This is a genomic window from Agrobacterium tumefaciens (assembly GCA_025559845.1).
Taxonomy (GTDB): domain Bacteria; phylum Pseudomonadota; class Alphaproteobacteria; order Rhizobiales; family Rhizobiaceae; genus Agrobacterium.
This window is the reverse complement of record CP048470.1, coordinates 2,245,403-2,267,418: the sequence shown is the minus strand read 5'-3', so window position 1 is coordinate 2,267,418 and position 22,016 is coordinate 2,245,403. Positions and strand designations below refer to the sequence as shown.

The window sequence follows — 22,016 nt, the reverse complement described above, 5'->3', positions numbered from 1 at the left end:
ATGCGTGAAGCACTGATTGTATGGGGCGGCTGGAGCGGGCATGAGCCGCAAGAATGCGCTGCGATCGTCAAGGATATTCTGGAGGAAGACGGTTTCAAGGTCTATGTGGAGCACAGCACGGAGGCATTTGCCGATCCGTCGGTCCATGATCTCAGCCTCGTAGTGCCCATTGTCACGATGTCCAAGATCGAAAAGGAAGAGATCAAGAACCTGACGGCAGCGGTCGAAAACGGTGTAGGCATCGCCGGTTTCCATGGCGGCGCGGGCGACAGCTTCCGCGAGTGCGTCGAATACCAGTTTATGATCGGCGGACAGTGGGTGGCACACCCCGGCAACATCATCGACTACAAGATCAACATTACCCGCCCCGATGATCCTTTGATGGAGGGGATCTCCGATTTCCCCTACACATCAGAGCAGTATTACATGCACGTAGATCCCTCCAACGAGGTTCTTGCGACAACCACATTTACAGGAGACCATGCCTGGTGGATTGACGGCGTGGTTATGCCTGTTGTCTGGAAACGCAAATACGGCAAGGGCCGAGTTTTCTACTCAGCACTTGGTCATCAAGCCAAGGAGTTTGGCGTCCCCGAGATGAAGACCATGTTTCGGCGGGGCGCAAACTGGGCAGCACGATAAGTGCCCCATTAAAGTGAAACGCGTCATGCCGGTTAATCCCGGCATGACCATCGACGTCATCCGCGAATTGTTTCTTCTGCAGCAAGCGCGATAGCTAGAAGATGCTCATCCTTACCCAAAAGCGCCGAGAGCATCAGCCCTACCGGCATATCCGCGCCCCCCCTTCCGCATGGGATCGAAACTCCGCACCAGTCAAAGAAATTTCCGATTTGGGTATTGCGTAGAGTCTTTCCGTTCATGGCGAAAAACGCGTCGTCATCGGCCAAAAGCGGTTCTATTTTCGGGGCGACATGCGGAAGTGTCGGCGAAACAAGCAATTCATCCTCGCCCACCAGCTTTGAAAACTCGGCAATCATCTGCTCACGGGCATCGTTGATCGCAATGTAATCCGGCATGGAGATATTCGCTCCAAGCCGTGTTCTGGCAACCACACGCGGATCCATTCCTTCGGCTTCAGCGCCTTCCAGTCTAGCCTTGTGCAATGCAAATGCCTCGGCGGTTACGAGCGCGCCCTTTTCCTTGATGAGATCGAAGAGTGCCGAAAAAGAAGGAAACGATTGCCGCCGGACCCTGACGCCTTTTCCGGCTAGACGGTCGAGTGCGCCTTCAAAGGCATTCGCGACACCATCTTCTATACCATCGAAAAAGACCGTCTCGGGCACGACAACAGATAAATCATTGAGTGACGCCGGACTGACCACATCAGGAGCGGCTTTTCCGCACATGGCAGCGTCGACCCAGATGGCATCCCTGACCGTATGGGTCAGCGGCCCGAGCGAATCGAGGCTTTTCGCCAGCGGAAAGACACCCCGCATGGAGTAACGACCGCGGCTTGCTTTGTAGCCGACCACACCATTGAATGCTGCCGGGATGCGAACAGAGCCGCCCGTATCCGTACCAATCGCCACGGGAACAAGTCCGGCACCGACGGCAGCGCCTGCTCCCGAGGAAGATCCACCAGGCAATCGATGACCATCCTTCGACGCTGGATTGCGCGGTGTCCCGTAGTGCGGGTTAATTCCTAGTCCGGAGAACGCAAATTCACTCATATTGGTTCGTCCGACGCAGACCATACCTGCCTGCTGCAGCGCCGTGACCACATCTGCGTCGCGCTCTGCAGCTACGTTTTGTGCGAGCACCGTCGACCCGGCCGTCGTTGTTCTTCCCTCAAGGTCAAAAAGGTCTTTCCACGCGACCGGGATGCCGTCGAGCAACCCCATGCTTCGACCCTCGCGGATGCGGCGCGAAGCAGCCTCTGCTTCCTGCTTAGCTCGTTTTTCGGTCAGGTCGATAAAAATCGATTGGTCGTCAAACGAGCGGATCGCGTCCAGTGTTTGCTCGGCGAGTTCCCGCGGATCGAGCGCACCAGACTGGATCAAAGCGGAAAGCTGCGAGACGTTTTTGCCGGTATGGCTCATTTTGAATTCCTCGGTAAACGACATGCCGGAGCACCTTGCCGGTTCTGATCTGCTTGGCAAGCCTGCGATCTTGCCCAACGGAACGAAAATGGACGCTCCCGCGACAACGCTCGCCATGTTATGCGCGCCGCCGCTGAATTATTTCCAATTCGCAAGCACTGATCGTAAAAAGATGGGCTAATTCTTAATCACATCTAAACTTTGTTGAATTAATTAGCAGGCAGCATTCCAATACATATTTTATGAATTTCCATGACACGCAATCAGGCCACGCGACGGGGGAATATCGCGAATGGACGAGCCTGCCTATCGGCATAGGGATAGACAGAAACAGCACGGGCTAAACCCGGACTCGGCGAAAACGCCGAAGCGGTCCCGCATGCCCGGTCGCCGCTCCCTCGTCAACAAGATTACGTTTATTTTCCTGGCTGGTGTCATCTTCTCATACAGTGTCGGCGCACTGGTTGGCTGGTACATGTTTGTTGCTGCAGCAGGTGAACAATGGCTAAGTCAAGCGCGTCTGAACTCCCAAATTGCCAGTGCAACGCTACGCAGCGTCTACACTTACGTAAGCGTCAACGCCGATCCGGACGGGCAGGTCAACGGCATTTTGACGTCCCAGCCAATCGGCGATGACGAATCCATCCTCGTCACCGGGTTTGATCCGAGCGATGTGCTGGCCCTTATCAGCGCCCAGACAAAGAAGCCGTCATGGCTTTTCCGCTTCGATGCCAAAGATGCCAGTTTCAAACAAATTGCTGCGGCCTACGACGACGACAATCAGGAAGATGAACGCAAACTGATTACGCGCCCGATACTTGCGGACAGCGCAGCGCGCGGCGAGTTTGTGGCCGATTTCGCAACCATAGGCGATGCCGATCACTACATTGGCCTCCTGCCAATCATAAATAACGCCACAAGGCAGCCGATCGGTGCGGTGGCCGTTAGTATTGGCGGTGCAGAAGAACTATACGGGGCCCAACGCAAGCTTTTCTATAACTCGCTGATAGCACTGGTTGCCGTCCTCCTTGTGACCGGAATTCTGGTCGCCGTGATGGCCCGTCGCGTTTTAAAACCCGTACCTGTGCTCGTTCAGGCGACGCTGCAAATCGCGCGCGAGAAAACCGACATGGTGACGCCGTTCCAGGATCGCCGTGACGAGATCGGCGATATGGCGGTCGCCATCGAGACGCTTCGCGAGGCCGTAGTGGAGCGCAGTCATCTCAGACAAATCCGCGACATGGCCCAACAGATGGAACACATGGCGCATCATGACGCGCTGACCGGCCTCCCCAATCGTGTCCTTCTGATGAAAACCCTTGATGCATGCCTTGATCAACTTGCCGCGACAGGCACCCGCGTAAACGTGATGCTTCTTGATCTGGATCGCTTCAAAGCCGTCAATGACACATTCGGGCATGCATCCGGGGACGCATTGCTTGTGGCGGTAGCAGCACGAATTTCCTCAGCTCTCGGCCCAAACGACATGGTCAGCAGGCTGGGCGGTGACGAGTTCGCAATCATTCAGGCTGTGGATAAAGATCAAGAGAAAGAAGGCCAAGCGCTGGCAAGGCGGGTGGTGGAAGCCGTCTCTCAGAACTTCAGCCTCAGCAGTACAACTGTGAGCATCGACACGAGCATCGGCATCGCCTGCGCACCGGTTCACGGCACATCCTCGAGCCAGCTTCTGCAGCACGCTGACCTTGGTCTTTATCGCGCAAAGTCGATGGGATGCGGTCTGTTCGTCTTTTACGAGCCAGGCATGGACATGGCGACACAAGACAAACATGCGCTCGAGATAGACATGAAGGCGGCGCTGCAAAACCACGAGTTCGAGCTTCATTACCAGCCGATCATCGACCTGAAAACGGGCCGGATCGCGGCTTACGAGGCGCTTGCAAGGTGGCGCCATAGCACACTCGGCGTCATTTCCCCGGAGCGCTTCATCGCTCTCGCAGAAGAAAGCAATTTCATTAAACCATTGGGTGAATGGGTGATATCGCAGGCCTGCCGCGATGCCATGGCCTGGCCGCAGGATATCCGCCTCGCCGTCAACCTCTCGGCCGTACAGTTGTCCCACGACGATATAGTCGAGATTGTCGACAGTGCCCTCGCCAAATCGGGCCTGCCAGCAGCGCGACTTGAACTCGAGGTAACTGAGACGGCTATCCTGGAAAAAGACAGCGGCGTCCGGGCCCTGAAGCGCTTGAAAGACCGCGGCGTGCGCCTCGCTCTTGATGATTTTGGAACGGGCTACGCGGCCTTGAGCAGTCTCACACACATAGCATTCGACAAAATCAAGATCGATCGCGAGTTCGTTTCCGGACTTCCTGGCAATCCAATGTGCTCGGCAATCGTTCGGACCATAACGGATATGGCTGAACAGATCGGCCTCGAAGTAACAGCCGAAGGGGTCGAAACCGAGGCACAGGTCGAAGCACTCAGGCTCCTCCAATGCGACGAGGCGCAGGGATATTATTTTGCCGAACCTGCTCCACTTGCCGAAATTACAAAGAACCGGACTGCAGACACTTTACCCTCGCTGGCGCATCGGCACATCGATCCGTCGCCGGAGAGGGAACATGAAATTTCAGCACAAGCTATTTGAAACTAGACCGAAAGAAGCGCAATCGCGCTGAGCAAAAGGAAAATGACATGCGTTTTTTCATGCCTTGCCTTTTTCTCCTGACGTCCTTGGCCCCCAACAACGTCTCGCATGCCGCTGATGACGCCGGCACGCTGGAGCGAATTTCTCAATCCGGAAAGATCAGGATCGGCTATCGCGAAGCCGAGCCGCCATTCTCCTATCAATTGCCGGACGGAAAAATTGTCGGCTTCTCAACCGATCTTTGCCAAACGATCGCTGACGATGTCCGAAAGGAACTCGGGCTCAAAAAACTTGATATCGAATATGTCAAGGCAACGCCCGCGACACGTTTTATTCTTGTCAAAACCGGTCAAATCGACCTTGAATGCGCTGCAACGACCAACAATGCAGAGCGAAGGAAAATGGTCGATTTTTCCTACCCCAATTTTATGACCGCGACCCAGTTCCTGTCCCGGAGCGCCGATCATCTTAAAACGATTTCGGATCTTGCTGGCCGTTCCGTCACGTCGGCATCGGGTACCGTCAATATTGAGCAACTTATCGCCGTCAATCGGCAGAAGGGGCTCAACATTTCAGTGATGCCCACGAAAACCAACGAGGAGTCCTTCGAGCTCGTTGCATCGGGCAAGGCTTCGGCGTTCGTCATGGATGGCATCCTGCTTGCAGCACTCGCCGCAACGTCCGAAAATCCTGAACTCTACAGCCTTTCCGAAGATACGCTGAGTGCACCCGAACCCTACGGCTTGATGTTCAGACGCGATGATCCTGCATTCAAAGCAGTCGTGAATACGAGCTTGAGGAGGGTATTCACCAGTAAGACCATCAACGAGCTCTACACGAAATGGTTCACCTCTCCGATCCCCCCGAACGGAATGAACCTGAAGCTCCCGATGACCAGCACTCTCAGGCAAGCCTATAACAATCCAAGCGAATACAACGAATGAGCGCGGCGGTATGAAACCGGTTGTCACCAAGCTTTAATCTCGATGGATCACGTGTCTGGAGCCCCCCTATGAAGTGTTCTGCATTGTGGGTTGCCTTAATCATAATCCCCGCTACACCAGTTATCGCGTCTGACGTCGAGGCACAGCCCCCTACCCTCGATACGATAGCGCGGACCGGCATCATCAAAATCGGCTACGGCGACAACAACATGCCGTTTTCCTATCTCGCGGCCGACGCGAGCCCCATCGGCTACAGTATCGATCTTTGTCTCTTTGTGACTGCGACAATCAGGGAAAAGCTCGGCCGCCCGGACATCAGGATCGAATTCGTCGAACGGACACCAAGTAACCGGGTCATGATGCTCAACAGCGGAGCGATCGACCTCGAATGTGTCGCCAGCACCAATACGGAAGAACGGCGCAAGGCCGTCTGGTTTTCGTACGGCATTTTTCTGACAGGTACCCGGTACGTGTCCCTCAGCTCAAGCCAGTTGAAGACGGTCGACGATCTTGCCGGGAGGACCGTTTCCGTGACAACGGGAACGATCAATATCAGTCAATTGAACGCCTTGAACCGGCGCAAGAACATGAGCATCGCCGTCCTTCAGAACGACAGCACAAAGGGTGGCTTCGATATGGTGACAGAAGGTCGTGCGTCGGCCTTCATTATGGACGACATACTGTTGAGGTCATTCGTCGCAGAGACCGGAAAACCTGCCGACTACACCATTTCAAGTGACTACCTTGCCCCTCCCCAACCATATGGATTGATGATGCGGCATGGTGACACTGACTTTAGAGATACAGTAAATGGCGCTCTGGCTAAAATCTATTCCAGTGGCGAGATCGACAAGATCTACGACAAATGGTTCAATGCACCGATCCCGCCGCACGGACTGAACCTCCGGCGTCCCTTGCCCGACGATCTTGCTGCCACGTTCCGAAACCCGATTGATACGACCGTTGAATAAGCACACGCCGCCGATTGATGAACCGGCGGCGTTGTCTGAACGAACGGTCAATCAAGCCGCCTTCAGGTCTGTCCCAAGCGGGATCTCGACATCGATTTCCAGCACAGATACGTGCTCGTCGCGGTCCATTCGAACCTGAACCTTGTCGTTGTCGATTTGCACATGTTTTGAAATCACTGCGAGGATTTCTTCTCTCAGGATTGCGACAAGATCGGACCCTGACGATGCCCGCTCATGCGCGAGCAAAACCTGCAGACGTTCGCGCGCAAGTGGCGCAGACTTCTGCTTGCGAAAAAGACTGAAGATGCTCATGCAGCCCTCCTTGCGAAGATCTTCGAGAAGATACCACGCTTCTCACCTGGTACGACAACAGGGATCTCTTCACCGGAGAGGCGCCGCGCGGCATCAAAATAGGCCATCGCCGGTGCGCAGCGTGCATCGGCCAGCGTTACCGGGGAACCGACATTCGACGCCCGAAGAACATCCGAGCTTTCTGGAATGATGCCCAGCAGAGGAATGGAGAGGATTTCCAGGACGTCATCGACCTTCAGCATATCGCCCCGTTCGGCGCGAGCGGGATCATAGCGGGTAAGCAGAAGGTGCTTTTCCATGCGCTCGCCCCGTTCTGCTTTCACGGTCTTGGAATCGAGCAGCCCGATGATGCGATCGGAATCGCGGACGGAAGACACTTCTGGATTGGTGACAACGACCGCGACATCGGCGTGGCGCATTGCGAGCGTTGCACCGCGCTCGATACCCGCAGGACTATCACAAATTACCCAGTCGAAGTGTTTTCTGAGTTCGTTGATGACCCATTCGACGCCTTCCGGTGTCAAATTGTCCTTGTCCCTTGTCTGGGAGGCTGGCAGGAGAAACAACGTTTCGAGGCGCTTGTCACGGATAAGCGCCTGGGTCAGCTTCGCATCACCCTGGATAACGTTGACGAGGTCATAGACGACGCGACGCTCGGCACCCATGACGAGATCCAGGTTGCGCAGGCCGACATCAAAATCCACGACGACGACTTTCTGCTTGTTCTGTGCCAGAGCAGCGCCCAGCGCAGCAGTCGAGGTGGTCTTGCCGACCCCGCCCTTTCCGGAAGTTACGACGACTACCTTCCCCATATTGCTCTCCTGTCCTGTTTTCTGGCCATTTTGGCTCAATTGAGTTTTTCTGCTTTGATTGTATCGTTCTCCAGCCAAAGCTGGACCGGCTGACCGCGCAGCTTCTCGTCTATATCTTCAGCGACCTTATAGACGCCGTCGATTGCGAGAAGCTCGGCTTCAAGCTTGCGGCAAAAGATGCGTGACGTAACATTGCCAAGTGATCCCGCCATGGCTCTGCCCCTCAGGGCCCCATAAACGTGGATAGAGCCGCCCGCGATGATCTCGGCTCCTGAGGCAACCGAGCCAATAATCGTCACATCGCCTTCCGGAAACATGATCGACTGGCCGGACCTGACAGGTTCGTTGATGACAAGCGACTGGACGACGGCACGAACTTCGTTGATCGATCGCGGTTTTGGCTCTTCAGCCTCAACAGGTGCTGACGCTACAGGCTCAACCTCGACATCGGATGCAGGCTTGCCGCCCTTCAAGGCAGGAGGCATACCGGGCTCGATCATCGAGGGACGCACACCCTCAATGCCCATGATACCGACGTTGCGTTCCGTCAACGCGGCGAGAAGCGCCTTCAGGCCCGCTTTGTCGACCTGGAGATCTGCTACATCAAGCACGACGGGCCGCGCCAGGAAAAAGCCGGCTGAGCGAGCCGCCAGATCGTCAAGCCTCTCCAGCCACTGCTCGACGGGCGCCTCAGGCGATAGGACAACGGCCAGAAAGGAGCGGCCTTTAATGCGGATCGAACGTTGGTCTGTTAGCACTTCGGTCATCTTGGTAAACAAATCGTTGACATCAGGTAGCTCTAATTTGGTTAACAAAAGGTTAACGTCATGGCGAAAATGATCTCGCCGTTAAGAAATCGCCGCGCCAGAATGCTTCTTTAAAAACATCGAAAAACCCGGCTCATCCATTGATTTTAATTCCATATCTTCATTTTGAAACGAGCATGACCAAGCTCAGTCAATGCGCATCTCTTCGCAACCTGAAACACTGAACCCGTGCAAAGGGCAACGAAGCGTGTCGAGTCAGAGGTATCATCAATTGTCCGATTCTGGGACGGCAAGCTTGCGCCAGGCTTGGGTTAAATCTTGCCCATCAGAGACTGCGGTTGACGGGGAGGTAGATGAAAATGATTCCGTCGCTCTGAGCTATACGCTAGAGAGGAGCGCAGTCCGTCAACGAACAGGCAAGAACATCAGGAACTCACATGCACAACAAAGTAACAAAGGCTGAGGCCGCCTTGACGCGCGAACATTCCGCGTTCCTCTTCGATATGGACGGAACGTTGGTCAATTCCATTGCCGTTGTGGAACGTGTCTGGCGTGAATGGGCTGTCGCGAACGGCATCGAACCCAACGCCTTTCTCAATCGCATCCACGGCATGCGGGCATCAGAGGTCGTTCGACGCGAAGCAGTGCCTGGCCTTGATGTCGATGAACAGGCGGCCATCCTACTCCAAAAGGAAATGGATGACGTAGATGGCATCATCCAGATCCCGGGTGCGGCCGAGTTCCTGAAGAAACTCCCTGTCGGCACGTGGGCCATCGTCACCTCTGCAGCGCGTGTACTTGCCGAACGCAGGCTGGCGGCGGCCGGATTGACACCGCCCGAAGTCATGATATGCGCCGAAGATGTTGTAGACGGAAAGCCGGATCCCGAGGGCTATAAAAAAGCGGCGGCGTTGCTTGGAATACTGCCCGAGAACTGTGTTGTCTTTGAAGATGCGCCTGCGGGTATTGAAGCGGGAGAGCGTATGGGAGCCACTGTTGTCGTTATCAACACAACACACTCCCACCCCACCGACGGGCCGCATCTCTCGATCGGCGATTACGCCGAACTTGGCCTCATCGTCAGCGAGGACGGGAAACTGAAGCTTACGTCGGCCACCACCTGACGCGTCTTGGTGCAGCCGTCATAAGGCTTACGAGTCGTATGGCGGCCTAGCCACCTGACCAATTTCCGCAACGGACGAACAACAACAAGACGTCTGAATTTCGTAAATACCTATTTATAACAATGACTTGTATCGATCTAATTTTTTAACATCTCTCGGATTGACTTTATCGAGCTGAACGATCACAAATTAAATTGGTAAGACAATCTTACCGCTTGCGCGAAGGGGGGAGACTTTCGCGTCGGGAGGAAATCATGTTCGTGGCTTTGGAGCCGCGCCGCCTTTACAGGCTGGTCGCGGAGCGAATTCGTTTACTCATCGAAACTGGAGAGTTGGTAGACGGTCAGCGTCTGCCGGCGGAGCGTGATCTTGCCGAACGATTTGGCGTTTCCCGTCCGACGGTCCGCGAAGCGCTTATTGTTCTCGAAGTGGAAGGCCATATCCACATTCGTATGGGTTCAGGCGTCTACGTCAACGCAGCAGGACGGCCGCAGGAGCAGGCTTCCCCGGTCCCCGACGCCCATGGCCCCTTCGAGATCCTGCAGGCGAGATGCATCATCGAGAGCGCGATCGCTGAAGAGGCGGCGCGCATTGCGGGTCCCGATGCCATCGCCAGACTGGATGACATCATCGAACGCATGGCCAATTCAGTCAACAATTCGCCGCAGGCACTTCATTTAGACCGCGCCTTCCACACAGCTATCGCCGATATAATCGGCAATTCCGCGCTCAACAGGTTCACAGGCCTGATTTATGACGAGCGCAGTCTGTCCCCCTATTTCCAGAAGCTCGCCAGCTATTTTGAAGGCCCCCACAGCTGGAACCTCGCGGTAGATGAGCATCGGGTTGTCCGTGAAGCAATCGCGGCCAATGACCCGGAGGGCGCGCGTGAGGCAATGCGGCAGCACCTGACCTTGTCTCAAAGGAGATTTTCCGAAAGTTTCGGGGAGGAAACAATCGGAGAGGACTGATCGCCAGCGCACGCGGTGGCGGGAGAATGCAACTGGTCTGACTTTAATTCGGGAGGAGTTAAGAATGAAAATCAGATTGACAACCTTGATGGGTGCAACAGCGGCAATTCTATTGTCGACCTTTGCTGCACAAGCTCAAACCGCTCTTAAGTGGGCACACGTCTATGAAACATCCGAACCGTTCCACACGGACTCGGTCTGGGCGGCAGAAGAGATCGCCAAGCGTACCGATGGTCGCTACAAAATCGACGTGTTTCCGGCATCCCAGCTCGGCAAGGAAGCCGATATTAACCAGGGTCTGAAGCTCGGCACGGTCGATATTATCATTTCCGGCTCAAGCTTTGCCGCCCGTGATCACAAGCCGATCGGCGTCACCTATTTCCCTTACATTTTCCGTGATCCGAGCCACCTTATTGCCTACACCAAGAGTGACGTCTTCAAAAAACTCGCAAAGGGTTATGAAGACAAGACGGGCAACCACATCGTCGCGGTCAGCTATTACGGTACTCGACATACAACCTCGAACAAGCCGATTGCGAAATGCTCGGATATGGCCGGGTTGAAGATGCGCGTTCCCGACGTTCCTGCCTATCTCGCGATGCCGCGCGCTTGCGGTGCGAACACGACGCCGATCGCTTTTGCAGAAGTCTATCTCGCGCTTCAAAACGGAACTGTGGAGGCACAGGAAAACCCGTTGACGACGATTGAGGCGAAAAAATTCTACGAGGTTCAGAAAAACATCGTCCTCAGCGGTCACATCGTTGACCACCTCAACACCCTGGTCTCCAAGACACGCTGGGCAAGCCTCTCGGATGAAGACAAAAAGATCTTCACCGAGGTCATGCAGGAAGCGGCTGCGCGTACAACCAAGACAATCGAAGCCCGTGAACTCGCACTCGTCGACGAGTTCAAATCCAAGGGTATCAATGTCGCTGAAGTCGACAAGGCAGACTTCGAGAAGAACGTCATCGAAAAGGTGAAGCTCGAAGACTTCGGCTACGAAAAAGCCGACTGGGACGCAATTCGCGCCATCAAGTGATGCATGTGAGCATCCCGGCTCCGACTGGGCCGGGATGCACCCCATCAAGACCTTCTGCCTGGAGTCCCTCAATGACTGACCATCAGCACGCCCCTGTCAGCGTCGAAGAAATGGCGCACGCTTTCGAGGAAGAAGTCGGCCCGGTTGATCTTTCCCCCTATGCGCTAGAGGACTGGCTGACCCTTGCCGTCTTCTGGGGTATGGGGCTGTGCGTCTTCCTGCAATTCTTCACCCGCTATGTCCTTAACGATAGTTTCGCATGGACGGAAGAAATTGCCGCCAATTGTCTCGTTGTCGTGGTTTTTCTCGGTTCGGTCATGTGCGTGCGCATGTTCCGGCACATTCACGTCGACCTGATTTACCGTTTCCTGTCAAAACCTGTCGGTCGCGCCTTGGAGCTTGTCGTCGACCTGATCACCATCAGCTTCTTTGCCTACATAACGTGGCTTATGTGGCGGTATCTCGAAATCGTCGGCGACGAGCGCATGGTCACTGTAGACCTCCCGCGTGGCATCGTTTTCTACACCGTTTTTGCAGCCTTCGTGCTGATGTTCGTTCGCGCCCTGCACAATTTCATCAAGGACATCACAAGCAAACAGACAATCCGTGAGAAGGCTCAGGAAGCCGTTAGCACACAGGGAATATAGATTATGCTTCTGCTCATCGGCTCCTTTCTTCTGCTTCTCATCATCGGTACGCCCGTTGCGGTTTCAATGGCTGTCTCGTCGCTACTTTATCTCGTCATTTACGACGTCGCGCCCGACATCATCGCCGCCCAGCGCATGATCGCAGGTGTGGAGAGCTTTCCACTGATCGCGGTTCCCTTCTTCATTCTTGCCGGAAATCTGATGAACATCGCGGGCGTGACAAGTCGTATCTACCGATTTGCGCTTGCCTTGGTCGGCTGGATGAAGGGTGGTCTTGCTCAGGTGAACATTATTGGCTCCGTCGTTTTCTCCGGCATGTCTGGAACGGCACTTGCCGACGCCGCCGGCATCGGGACGATCGAAATCAAAGCAATGAAAGATCACGGCTACCCGGTTGAGGCAGCCGTAGGCGTGACTGCAGCCTCGGCCACGCTTGGGCCAATCTTCCCTCCATCCCTGCCCTTCGTGATCTACGGAATGATGGCGAACGCCTCGATCGGTGCTCTATTCATGGCTGGCATCATACCCGGTGTTGTCATGACCGTCCTCATGATGCTGACGGTTTATGTCTTTGCCAAGCGCAAGGGCTGGGGGTCGGATACGCCCTTTGAACTGAAACAGCTCCTTTCAGCATCGATAGAAGTTGTGATCGTTCTCGCGTTTCCTGTTGCTGTTTATCTTATGATCGTCGCTGGACTGTCTATCAATGTGGCCGTCCTGCTTGGACTTGTCGTCCTTGTTGCACTCGACTGGTATTATGACTTTTCGGCAGTGATGGCCTTGATGACGCCCGTCCTCCTCATCGGCGGCATGACGATGGGGTGGTTCACGCCGACAGAAGCTGCGGTAGCGGCTGTGCTGTGGTCGCTCTTTCTTGGGCTTGTGCGCTATCGTACGATGACTTTCAAAACCTTGTCGAAGGCAACGTTCGACACAATCGAGACAACTGCATCCGTTCTTTTCATCGTGACAGCAGCGTCAATCTTTGCTTGGCTTTTGACGGTCAGCCAGGCGGCCCAGCTCTTTTCAGACTTCATGTTTTCGATGACCAGCAATTGGTGGACGTTCCTGATCATCGTCAACGTTCTGCTTCTGGTGGTGGGAGCATTCCTCGACACAATAGCGGCAATCAGCATTCTCGTGCCTATTCTCATGCCGGTTGCGGCACGTTACGGCATCGATCCTGTCCAGCTTGGTTTGATCGTGACCCTCAACCTCATGATCGGCCTCCTCACGCCGCCTGTCGGGATGGTGCTTTTCGTCCTGTCCCGCATATCGAAGATGTCGGTTGAACGGACAACGTTGGCGATCCTGCCATGGATGATCCCGCTCTTCATTGCCCTGGCACTGATTACCTTCATTCCGGCGGTCACCCTCTGGTTACCGACACAGCTCGGTCTGATCCGTTAAGACAATGGGGCGCGGCTATCCCGCGTCCCTCCTTATTTCATGAGAGAAGGGAATCAGTCATGCAGACACGCGTGGCACGTCTTCACGGCAGGCGGCATCTGGAAATAGAAACTCAAAGTGTCCCAGGTCCAGGACCAGGCGAAGTCCTACTGCAGATGGCCGCGGGTGGGATCTGTGGATCGGATCTTCATTATTATCAGGATGGCGGGTTCGGACCGGTGCGCGTGCGTGAACCGATCATCTCAGGTCACGAAGCCTCAGGTTATGTTCGGGCGCTTGGAAGCGGCATAAGCAATCTGGTGATCGGCCAACTTGTGGCCGTCAACCCATCGCAGCCCTGCGGCCATTGTCTTTTTTGCAAGAAGGACCAGCCAATTCACTGCCTCGAAATGCGGTTCATGGGAAGTGCCATGCGCATGCCACATGAACAGGGCATGTTCAGGGACAGGCTGGTTGTGTCGGCCAAACAATGCGCTCTAGTTGGCAAGGATGTGACGGCTGCAGAAGCGGCCTGCACCGAACCGCTTGCGGTCTGCCTGCATGCCGTCGCGCAAGCAGGCGACCTCGCCGGTCTAAACGTTCTGGTGACCGGCGCTGGACCGATCGGATTATTGACCGTTGCGGCCGTGCGCCACGCTGGAGCGTCTGAGATCGTTGTTACCGACCTGGCGGACGGAGCCCTTGCACGGGCTCCTGCGATGGGCGCGGATCGTACGATCAACGTTGCCACCAATGCCGAAAACCTCATCCCCTACCAGGACAACAAGGGTTACTTCGACATCATTTTCGATTGCTCTGCTGCCGCGCCCGCCCTGAGGAGCGCATTTGCCGCAATAAAGCCGCGTGGTACCATCGTTCAGGTGGGAGTGACAGGTGACATCACCATCCCGCTCAATGCGCTTGTCGGGAAGGAAGTGCTCTGGCGTGGATCGCAACGTTTCCACGAAGAGTTCGCAATAGCTGCTGCGTTGATCTCATCCCGTGAGATCGATGTGCGGCCAATCATCTCGCACAGCTTTCCGTTGGAAGAAGCGGCGGCGGCCTTCGAGCAGGCCGGCGACAGGACCCGCGCCTGCAAGGTGCAGCTCACTTTTTCCCAAGCATGACATCGAAGGACATACAATGAGACATACGTGGCGGTGGTTCGGACCGGTCGACAAAGTGACAGTGCAAGATGCAGCACAGGCGGGTGCACAAGGCATTGTCAGTGCATTGCACCACATAGCGACGGGTGATGTCTGGCCGGTGGAGGAGATCAGCAAGCGGCATGAGGCGATCAAGGCAGGCGGGCTGGTCTGGGACGTGGTGGAAAGTGTGCCTGTCTCTGAGGATATCAAGACCCAAAGGGGTGAATGGAAACGCCACGTCTTGAACTGGCAGGAAACACTGCGCCGATTGTCGGCCTCCGGTATTCGAACTGTGTGCTACAATTTCATGCCGGTTCTGGATTGGACCAGAACTGATTTGCGGTGGGAGACCAGGCATGGCGCGAGAGCCATGCGGTTCGACCTTGTCGACTTCGCAGCCTTCGATATCCACATTCTCAAGCGGCCAGACGCTCGAGCTGACTACCCCGACTGGCTCCACGATCAGGCTGCACAACGGTTTTCGGGAATGGCCGATGAAAAGATCGCGGCACTCGGCAAGAACATAGGTGCCGGCCTGCCCGGCTCCGCAGATGGTTATACACTAGAACAACTCCTGGAAAAACTCAGCTCCTATCAAGGTATTGATCGTACCAGACTGCAACAGAACCTCATCGACTTCCTGTCGGAGGTCGTTCCAGTGGCAGAAGAAGTCGGCATCAATATTTGCGCCCACGGCGATGATCCGCCGTGGCCCCTGCTCGGCCTGCCACGGATCTTGTCGACCGAGGCGGATTATGCCCACATGCTGTCTCAGGTCGACAGCCGGGCAAACGGTGTAACTCTGTGTACCGGTTCGCTCGGTGCACGTGCAGACAACAATCTTCCCTTCATCGCCAAACGCTTTGCTGATCGCATTCACTTCGTTCACCTGCGTAATGTAACGCGCGACACCGATACGGTGCCCTGCTCCTTTTTTGAAGACGAGCATCTGGAAGGGGGCACGGATATGGTGGCGGTCATTGCGGCGCTCATCCAGGAGGAATCGCGACGCCGCGCTGAAGGGCGCCAGGATCACCAGATACCAATGCGACCGGACCATGGACAGGAAATCCTCGACGATCTCAGGCGAGGTGCCCAGCCAGGTTATCCTGCCATCGGCCGCCTGAAGGGGCTGGCGGAATTGCGCGGGATCGAACGAACCCTGATGCACAGCCGTTTCGGCCTGAGCGACACATCCACAACCTGATCCACCATCCGTCATATTCACTCAAGACCGGATCTGCGTGGAAAAGGCCAGCCAATCAGCTACACCTTCCTGCAGGCATACGCAGGAAGGTGTGGCGGTGGCTGTTGTACGTTGTCGTCAAATAATCACACTTTTCGAGCAAATAAAGTACAAAGCGTCTTTCGCCAGAGCCCCACAAGGGTTAAGGCAGAGGGCAACCGGACAAGGATCGTCAGGTCGGCAAATTGCCTGCTGCCTGCGGTCCAGTCGTACGGTCTCGGGTGGACGTTCCACACAGGTTTCGATTTTCAGGGAAGAGCACAATGAGTTTCAAGCCGCATGGCAAACATCTCGTCGCAGGAGAATGGGTCGCAACGGAAACAAAGTTTCGTAGTGAACCGGCTCAAGGCGAAGCATTCGACTTTTCGGTCGGTACGGTCGACCTGGTAAACAAGGCGTGCGAGGCCGCAGAAGACGCCTTCTGGAGCTACGGTTACACCACTCGGGAAGAGCGCGCCGCGTTCCTCGACACCATTGCTGACGAGATCGAAGCCCGCGCCGACGCAATCACCGAAATCGGCTCTGCCGAAACGGGCCTGCCGGCAGGCCGTCTTCAGGGCGAGCGTGGCCGCACGACCGGTCAGTTGCGCCTCTTCGCATCGCACATTCGCAATGGCGAGTATCTCGATCGCCGCCATGACGTGGCACTGCCGGATCGCCAGCCGCTGCCCCGACCGGATATTCGCCTTATGCAGCGTCCAATCGGCCCGGTTGCCGTTTTCGGCGCATCCAACTTCCCGCTGGCATTCTCTGTTGCCGGTGGCGACACCGCAGCAGCACTTGCTGCCGGTTGCCCGGTGGTCGTCAAGGGTCACTCAGCTCACCCTGGCACTGGCGAGATCGTTGCAGAAGCCGTGCTTGCTGCCGTCAAGAAGCACAACCTTCACCCAGGCGTTTTCTCGCTGATCCAGGGCGGCCGTCGTGACGTTGGCTCTGCCCTCGTCCAGCATCCACGCATCAAGGCAGTCGGCTTCACAGGGTCGCTGGCCGGTGGACGCGCCCTGTTCGACCTGTGTGCACAGCGTCCAGAGCCGATCCCGTTCTTCGGTGAACTCGGCTCTGTCAATCCGATGTTCCTCCTGCCGGAAGCGATCAACGCACGCGGCGAAGCCATCGCAAAGGGCTGGGCAGGTTCGCTCACCATGGGTGCTGGCCAGTTCTGCACGAACCCCGGCATCGCTGTCGTCCTGTCGTCTCAGGCTGACGCCATTGCCGAGACGGCACGTGCTGCACTGTCCGAGGTCGGCCCACAAGTCATGCTGACGGACGGGATTGCCTCTGCCTATCGCGACGGCCGCGACCGCATCGCAGCCGGTAACGGCGTTCGCGACGTTCTGACCACCACCTGCAATCTGCGCAACGCCACACCTTACCTGTTCCGCGTTTCTGCTAAGGACTGGCTTGCCAACCATGCACTTGCGGAAGAAGTCTTTGGGCCACTCGGCCTTATCGTGACGGTCGACAGCGCCGAGGAAATGATCGAAGTGGCAAAAAGCTTCGAAGGTCAGCTTACCGCCACGCTTCATCTCGATGCGGGTGACGCTGAACTGGGTCGCAAGCTTCTGCCGATCCTCGAGCGCAAGGCTGGTCGTGTCCTCGCCAACGGCTTCCCGACGGGTGTCGAAGTCTCTGATGCCATGGTTCACGGCGGCCCCTACCCGGCCTCGACCAACTTCGGTGCGACCTCGGTTGGCACCATGTCGATCCGTCGCTTCCTGCGCCCGGTTTCTTACCAGAACATTCCGGCTGACGTTCTCCCGTCCGACATCGGTTGATTTTTGAGTTCACGCCGGCAAAACAGTTTGCCGGCGTGATCCCGCATCCTCGGCGCGCAGAACATACGTGGCCACACCTCCCCTCGCCTATCTAAAATGGCATCTGGGCGCTCCGCCCGTTGACGGCGTCGTTGCCTTTCTAATTTTCCAACATTTTTTGAGTCCGTTTTTCCACATCTGGCGCCGCACGGGTTGACAGTCCGCGCTATCGTAATGTTATTACATTTCAGATTGAATGTAATAACATTACAGAACCGATACCTCGCTATCGCGATCGGACCTTAACTGTCGGAAGGACACTCATGGCACCTCCTCTTCATAATTTCCTCATGTCTGCGCTTGCGTCTTCTCTACTGTTTGCGCCCTTTGCCACACTCAATGCATCAGCAGAGGAAAGCCAGGACAGCCGCACGGAGTGGCGCCTTTTCGTCGCAGACCATTCCCAACCAATTGTCCGCGCGATCAATTTCGAAGACGGGAAGGAACTGGCGCGCTATGATTTGAAGGGTTACGCAGCACTCACTGCAAGTGCCACCGGACAGACGGTGTTCGCGACCCAATCGGACGCAGACGTCGTCAACATCATCAAAACCGGCATTATTTTATCCGACCACGGTGAGCACCGAGATCTCGATGTGGAAGAGACCGCCCTCCTGCCTGTGATTTTCGAAGGAAAACGTCCGTTCCACGTGGTACCCCACGATGATCACGCTATTCTCTTTTACGATCGCGGCGGCAAGGCCGACGTTATCGACGAGGCAGCTCTACTGGAAGGAAAGGCAAAGGTCCGAACAATCGACACAACGGCAGCCCATCACGGTGTCGCGGTCACGATGGGGCGCTACGTCCTTGTATCAGTCCCCGATCAGAACGCTGAATTGAAGCCCGATGCCTTGCCGCCACGTGTCGGAGTGCGCGTCCTCGACAAGGACGGAAAAGAAGTCGGTCAGCAAGCAAAGTGCACGGATCTGCATGGCGAGGCAACTTCCGCCAGACTAGTCGCATTCGGTTGCAAAGAAGGCGTTCTGGTTGCCCGGCCTGGCGGCATCGATGGTCCAGAATTTGAAATGCTCCCATACCCGGAGCATTTCCCGAAGGCGAACACCGGTACGCTGCTTGGCGGTAAATCCATGCAGTTCTTCCTCGGCAACTACGGCGAAAACAAAGTGGTTCTCATCGATCCGGACGGCGAGGAAAAGTTCCGTCTCATCGAGCTACCAACACGACGTGTCGACTTCATCCTCGATCCCGCCAACCCGCGCAATGCCTACATCCTGACAGAAGACGGGGATCTGCACGTCCTTGATATTCTTGAGGCGGCTATCGTACGAAAATCGAAGATAACCGAGCCTTACAGCAAAGACGGCCATTGGCGTGACGCGCGCCCGCGCCTTGCAGTCGCCGACGGCAAGATCGCTCTTTCGGATCCACGCCACTCGCTGATACGGGTGGTGGACGCCGAGACCCTGAAAGAAACGCGCACGATCCCCGTGGAAGGCCAACCGTTCTCGATCGTCGCAGTTGGCGGTTCGGGAGTTTCGCACTAAAAATTGCCTATGTGGCGGACAGGTCACCCTGTCCGCCATTTCTCAAACGCTCACTCCGCCACTTCGAAGCGGATCGGGTGTGCCCCCTCCCAAAGAACTTTCGGCCCAAGTTCCGCCAGCTTGTCCAGATTGGACGTCAGCGTAATGAAATGGTTTCCCGCGAGCTGTCCGACTTTCGAGGAGAAATCCACGCCTCCATACGCCAACAAGATTTCCGTTTCACTGATACCGCCTGGATAAAGAATGAACTGTCCAGGGGCCGGATGGCTGGTATGGTTTTCGTATCCGACGCCAAACTCATAGTCTCCAAGCGGAATCCAGACACCTTCACCGGACCAGCGCACGTGGACGATCTGGCCTTCGAATGGCATGCGAGCAAGGAATGCCTCACAGGTTTTAGGGGCTTTTTCCATCTCCAGCACAGCGTCGAATACGTAGGGGCCGGCGGTTACCTTCAGCTTCATCAGTTATTGTCTCCAGTGTGTCAGTTTAAAATTATTCAAGCCTTTCGGCGGGTACTCGCGGCGCGATAAACACCGTCGCCTTTCTTGCCCTTAAGCACCCCGTCCTCGACCATGATGCGTCCGCCCAGAATGACGGTCGTCGGCCAGCCCGCGACATCCATTCCCTCATAGGGCGAATAGTCTGCCCCATCGTGGAGTTCGGCATGGCGGATTGTACGTTTTTCTTTCGGATCCCAGATTGCAAGATCGGCATCGGAGCCAATGGCGATGGTTCCCTTCTGCGGATACAAACCGTATGTTTTCGCGTGATTTGTCGCTGTAAGGGCAACAAAGCGCTGTAAATCAATCCGACCCTTCATGACGCCTTCGGAAAACAGGATCGGCATCCTTGTTTCCACGCCGGGAATACCGTTCGGGATATGGCGAAAGCTCAGGCGCCCTCTCGGATTGAGCTTGCCGCGCTCGTCGTCATAACGGAATGGGCAATGGTCAGAAGAGAACAGATCGAAGACGCCGTTCTCGATACCAAGCCAGCACTCATCGTGTGCAGCCAGATCGCGTGGCGGTGGAGAGCAGACAAATTTTGCACCCTCCCAATCCATGCCCGAAAGATCGTCTGCCGTCAGCACCAGATATTGCGGGCAGGTCTCGCCGACAACCTTCACCCCGCGAGCCCGCGCACGACCAATCTCATCCATCGCCTGCCCGTTCGAGACGTGAACGATAACAACCGGCACATCGACGATTTCTGCAAGTGTGAGCGCCCGGTGCGTCGCCTCGCGTTCAACAGCAGCTGGACGCGTCGTGGCATGGGCACGCGGCGCGACATCACCTGCAGCCTCGTGTTTTTCGATGAGGAAACGGATCGCGTCTTCATTTTCACAATGGACCATGACCGTTGCCCCGGTCTCACGAGCAACATCCAGTGTCCTAAGGATCTCGGCATCGCTGAGACGGAGATCGTCGTAGGTCATAAAGACTTTCAGCGACGAATATCCATCCTCTATCAATGCTGGAAGTTCCTGACCGAGGACAGCTTCGGTTGGCTCGTTGACGATAAGGTGGAAGCTGATGTCTGTGTAGCAGTTGCCATCAGCTAGAGCGTGGTACGCCTTTAGTGCCTCGCGCAAGGATTTTCCCTTCTCTTGCAGGCAAAAGGGCATAAGCGTGGTATTTCCACCGAACAGTGCCGAACGCGTGCCGCTTTCGAAGTCATCAGCCATGACAATTCCATCACCCGAAGGCTGCGAGATGTGGACGTGGCTGTCTATTCCACCCGGCAGGACAAATTTTCCTTCAGCATCGACAACCGTTCCATTGGCATCAATATGTTCGGCGATCTGTACGATGCGCCCATTTTTGATGCCAATATCGGCACGGAAAACGTCAGACGCTGTTGCGATGGTTCCGTTGCGTACGATGAGATCGAGTTCACCCATGGCGTACTCCTTTCCAATTTTCGTCAATGCTGGAGAATCTTGCTGAGAAACGCCTCAGTGCGCGGATTGTGGTGTTCGTTGAAAAACGCCTCCGTGGGACGATCCTCAACGATTTCGCCCTGATCGATGAAAATCATTCGGGTGGCTACACGGCGCGCGAAGCCCATTTCATGGGTAACCACCATCATTGTCATCCCGTCACGGGCAAGCCCGGTCATGACATCGAGAACCTCTGAGATCATTTCCGGGTCGAGCGCGGATGTCGGTTCGTCAAACAGCATTGCCATCGGGTTCATCGCCAGGGCGCGGGCTATCGCCACGCGCTGCTGCTGACCGCCGGAGAGCTGACCGGGATACTTCAGCGCATGTGCCGTCAGACCAACCCGGTCCAGCAATTCCATTGCCTTTTTGCGGGCGGCATCTTCATGGCGACCAAGCACGATCTGCTGTGCGAGCATGATGTTCCCCTCGATCGTCAGATGCGGGAAGAGCTCGAAATTCTGGAAAACCATGCCGACACGGGAACGCAACTCCGGAAGGTCTGTCGCCGGATCGCCGACTTCGATGCCGTCGACGCGGATGGACCCTTTCTGAAACGGCTCCAGAGCATTGACACATTTGATGAGCGTCGACTTTCCAGAGCCAGAGGGGCCACAAACGACCACAACCTCGCCCTTCTTGACGGTGGTCGTGCAGTTCTTCAGAACCTCGAACTCGCCGTAATACTTTGAAACCTCGGTGATTTCGATCATT

The 22,016-nt window shown here is 55.9% G+C and carries 20 protein-coding genes; 13 read left to right on the top strand and 7 right to left on the bottom strand.

The window, feature by feature from the left end; translation table 11 throughout:
* Positions 1-642 carry a hypothetical protein gene (locus FY156_26715; GenBank protein UXS05029.1) on the top strand — a complete coding sequence of 214 codons (642 nt, stop codon included), beginning with the start codon at positions 1-3 and terminating at the stop codon, positions 640-642.
* A gap of 56 nt (positions 643-698) precedes the next feature.
* Here the strand turns inward: FY156_26715 and FY156_26710 are convergent, their stop codons facing one another.
* Positions 699-2,060 (bottom strand): amidase, encoded by a 1,362-nt coding sequence (locus tag FY156_26710; GenBank protein ID UXS05028.1) that lies wholly within the window; start codon positions 2,058-2,060, stop codon positions 699-701.
* Positions 2,061-2,352: 292 nt separating this feature from the next.
* Between FY156_26710 and FY156_26705 the strand changes: the two genes are divergently transcribed.
* The 3 genes from FY156_26705 (at position 2,353) to FY156_26695 (ending at position 6,583) form a co-directional block, all read left to right on the top strand.
* Positions 2,353-4,668, top strand: a complete 2,316-nt coding sequence (locus FY156_26705) for an EAL domain-containing protein (protein ID UXS05027.1) — start codon at positions 2,353-2,355, stop codon at positions 4,666-4,668.
* Positions 4,669-4,715: 47 nt separating this feature from the next.
* Entirely contained in the window at positions 4,716-5,612 is an 897-nt protein-coding gene (locus FY156_26700) for an amino acid ABC transporter substrate-binding protein (protein ID UXS05026.1), read from the top strand.
* 68 nt (positions 5,613-5,680) lie between these two features.
* Positions 5,681-6,583, top strand: coding sequence for an amino acid ABC transporter substrate-binding protein (locus FY156_26695; protein UXS05025.1), 903 nt, complete (start codon positions 5,681-5,683; stop codon positions 6,581-6,583).
* A gap of 51 nt (positions 6,584-6,634) precedes the next feature.
* Here the strand turns inward: FY156_26695 and minE are convergent, their stop codons facing one another.
* The 3 genes from minE to minC are packed head-to-tail and all read right to left on the bottom strand — an operon-like array spanning position 6,635 to position 8,474.
* Positions 6,635-6,895: a cell division topological specificity factor MinE gene (gene minE, locus FY156_26690; protein UXS05024.1), complete on the bottom strand. Its 261-nt coding sequence runs from the start codon at positions 6,893-6,895 to the stop codon at positions 6,635-6,637.
* The gene (gene minD, locus FY156_26685) at positions 6,892-7,707 is read right to left on the bottom strand and encodes a septum site-determining protein MinD (GenBank protein UXS05023.1); all 816 of its coding nucleotides are present in this window, start codon (positions 7,705-7,707) and stop codon (positions 6,892-6,894) included. Before minD ends, minE begins: the two co-directional genes overlap by 4 nt.
* A gap of 35 nt (positions 7,708-7,742) precedes the next feature.
* Positions 7,743-8,474, bottom strand: a complete 732-nt coding sequence (gene minC, locus FY156_26680; protein ID UXS05022.1) for a septum formation inhibitor MinC — start codon at positions 8,472-8,474, stop codon at positions 7,743-7,745.
* Between the two features lie 437 nt (positions 8,475-8,911).
* Between minC and FY156_26675 the strand changes: the two genes are divergently transcribed.
* The 9 genes from FY156_26675 (at position 8,912) to FY156_26635 (ending at position 19,360) form a co-directional block, all read left to right on the top strand.
* Positions 8,912-9,598: an HAD family hydrolase gene (locus tag FY156_26675; GenBank protein ID UXS05021.1), complete on the top strand. Its 687-nt coding sequence runs from the start codon at positions 8,912-8,914 to the stop codon at positions 9,596-9,598.
* A 254-nt stretch (positions 9,599-9,852) separates the two neighbouring features.
* Positions 9,853-10,569, top strand: a complete 717-nt coding sequence (locus FY156_26670) for a FadR family transcriptional regulator (GenBank protein ID UXS05020.1) — start codon at positions 9,853-9,855, stop codon at positions 10,567-10,569.
* 64 nt (positions 10,570-10,633) lie between these two features.
* Entirely contained in the window at positions 10,634-11,608 is a 975-nt protein-coding gene (locus FY156_26665; GenBank protein ID UXS05019.1) for a DctP family TRAP transporter solute-binding subunit, read from the top strand.
* A gap of 71 nt (positions 11,609-11,679) precedes the next feature.
* Entirely contained in the window at positions 11,680-12,255 is a 576-nt protein-coding gene (locus FY156_26660; protein UXS05018.1) for a TRAP transporter small permease, read from the top strand.
* A gap of 3 nt (positions 12,256-12,258) precedes the next feature.
* Entirely contained in the window at positions 12,259-13,665 is a 1,407-nt protein-coding gene (locus FY156_26655; protein ID UXS05017.1) for a TRAP transporter large permease, read from the top strand.
* Between the two features lie 59 nt (positions 13,666-13,724).
* On the top strand, positions 13,725-14,771 hold the full coding sequence (locus FY156_26650; protein ID UXS05016.1) for an L-idonate 5-dehydrogenase: 1,047 nt from the start codon (positions 13,725-13,727) through the stop codon (positions 14,769-14,771).
* A gap of 16 nt (positions 14,772-14,787) precedes the next feature.
* Positions 14,788-15,999, top strand: coding sequence for a mannonate dehydratase (gene uxuA / locus FY156_26645; GenBank protein ID UXS05015.1), 1,212 nt, complete (start codon positions 14,788-14,790; stop codon positions 15,997-15,999).
* A 302-nt stretch (positions 16,000-16,301) separates the two neighbouring features.
* Entirely contained in the window at positions 16,302-17,813 is a 1,512-nt protein-coding gene (locus FY156_26640) for an aldehyde dehydrogenase (NADP(+)) (GenBank protein UXS05014.1), read from the top strand.
* A gap of 302 nt (positions 17,814-18,115) precedes the next feature.
* A complete protein-coding gene (locus tag FY156_26635; protein UXS05013.1) occupies positions 18,116-19,360 on the top strand; it encodes a hypothetical protein in 1,245 nt (414 codons plus the stop codon).
* 50 nt (positions 19,361-19,410) lie between these two features.
* Here FY156_26635 and FY156_26630 read toward each other — a convergent pair whose 3' ends face one another.
* Genes FY156_26630 through FY156_26620 form a run of 3 tightly spaced genes read right to left on the bottom strand, consistent with a single transcriptional unit; the run spans position 19,411 to position 22,015 of the window.
* A complete protein-coding gene (locus tag FY156_26630; GenBank protein UXS05012.1) occupies positions 19,411-19,824 on the bottom strand; it encodes a DUF3830 family protein in 414 nt (137 codons plus the stop codon).
* A 35-nt stretch (positions 19,825-19,859) separates the two neighbouring features.
* A complete protein-coding gene (gene hydA / locus FY156_26625) occupies positions 19,860-21,263 on the bottom strand; it encodes a dihydropyrimidinase (protein ID UXS05011.1) in 1,404 nt (467 codons plus the stop codon).
* A gap of 23 nt (positions 21,264-21,286) precedes the next feature.
* On the bottom strand, positions 21,287-22,015 hold the full coding sequence (locus FY156_26620) for an amino acid ABC transporter ATP-binding protein (protein ID UXS05010.1): 729 nt from the start codon (positions 22,013-22,015) through the stop codon (positions 21,287-21,289).
* Position 22,016: the final 1 nt, after the last annotated feature.

Coding starts and splice junctions, on each gene's coding strand:
- FY156_26715 (UXS05029.1), top strand. CDS start 1: ATGCGTGAAGCACTGATTGTATGGGGCGGCTGGAGCGGGCATGAGCCG.
- FY156_26710 (UXS05028.1), bottom strand. CDS start 2,060: ATGAGCCATACCGGCAAAAACGTCTCGCAGCTTTCCGCTTTGATCCAG.
- FY156_26705 (UXS05027.1), top strand. CDS start 2,353: ATGGACGAGCCTGCCTATCGGCATAGGGATAGACAGAAACAGCACGGG.
- FY156_26700 (UXS05026.1), top strand. CDS start 4,716: ATGCGTTTTTTCATGCCTTGCCTTTTTCTCCTGACGTCCTTGGCCCCC.
- FY156_26695 (UXS05025.1), top strand. CDS start 5,681: ATGAAGTGTTCTGCATTGTGGGTTGCCTTAATCATAATCCCCGCTACA.
- minE (UXS05024.1), bottom strand. CDS start 6,895: ATGAGCATCTTCAGTCTTTTTCGCAAGCAGAAGTCTGCGCCACTTGCG.
- minD (UXS05023.1), bottom strand. CDS start 7,707: ATGGGGAAGGTAGTCGTCGTAACTTCCGGAAAGGGCGGGGTCGGCAAG.
- minC (UXS05022.1), bottom strand. CDS start 8,474: ATGACCGAAGTGCTAACAGACCAACGTTCGATCCGCATTAAAGGCCGC.
- FY156_26675 (UXS05021.1), top strand. CDS start 8,912: ATGCACAACAAAGTAACAAAGGCTGAGGCCGCCTTGACGCGCGAACAT.
- FY156_26670 (UXS05020.1), top strand. CDS start 9,853: ATGTTCGTGGCTTTGGAGCCGCGCCGCCTTTACAGGCTGGTCGCGGAG.
- FY156_26665 (UXS05019.1), top strand. CDS start 10,634: ATGAAAATCAGATTGACAACCTTGATGGGTGCAACAGCGGCAATTCTA.
- FY156_26660 (UXS05018.1), top strand. CDS start 11,680: ATGACTGACCATCAGCACGCCCCTGTCAGCGTCGAAGAAATGGCGCAC.
- FY156_26655 (UXS05017.1), top strand. CDS start 12,259: ATGCTTCTGCTCATCGGCTCCTTTCTTCTGCTTCTCATCATCGGTACG.
- FY156_26650 (UXS05016.1), top strand. CDS start 13,725: ATGCAGACACGCGTGGCACGTCTTCACGGCAGGCGGCATCTGGAAATA.
- uxuA (UXS05015.1), top strand. CDS start 14,788: ATGAGACATACGTGGCGGTGGTTCGGACCGGTCGACAAAGTGACAGTG.
- FY156_26640 (UXS05014.1), top strand. CDS start 16,302: ATGAGTTTCAAGCCGCATGGCAAACATCTCGTCGCAGGAGAATGGGTC.
- FY156_26635 (UXS05013.1), top strand. CDS start 18,116: ATGGCACCTCCTCTTCATAATTTCCTCATGTCTGCGCTTGCGTCTTCT.
- FY156_26630 (UXS05012.1), bottom strand. CDS start 19,824: ATGAAGCTGAAGGTAACCGCCGGCCCCTACGTATTCGACGCTGTGCTG.
- hydA (UXS05011.1), bottom strand. CDS start 21,263: ATGGGTGAACTCGATCTCATCGTACGCAACGGAACCATCGCAACAGCG.
- FY156_26620 (UXS05010.1), bottom strand. CDS start 22,015: ATGATCGAAATCACCGAGGTTTCAAAGTATTACGGCGAGTTCGAGGTT.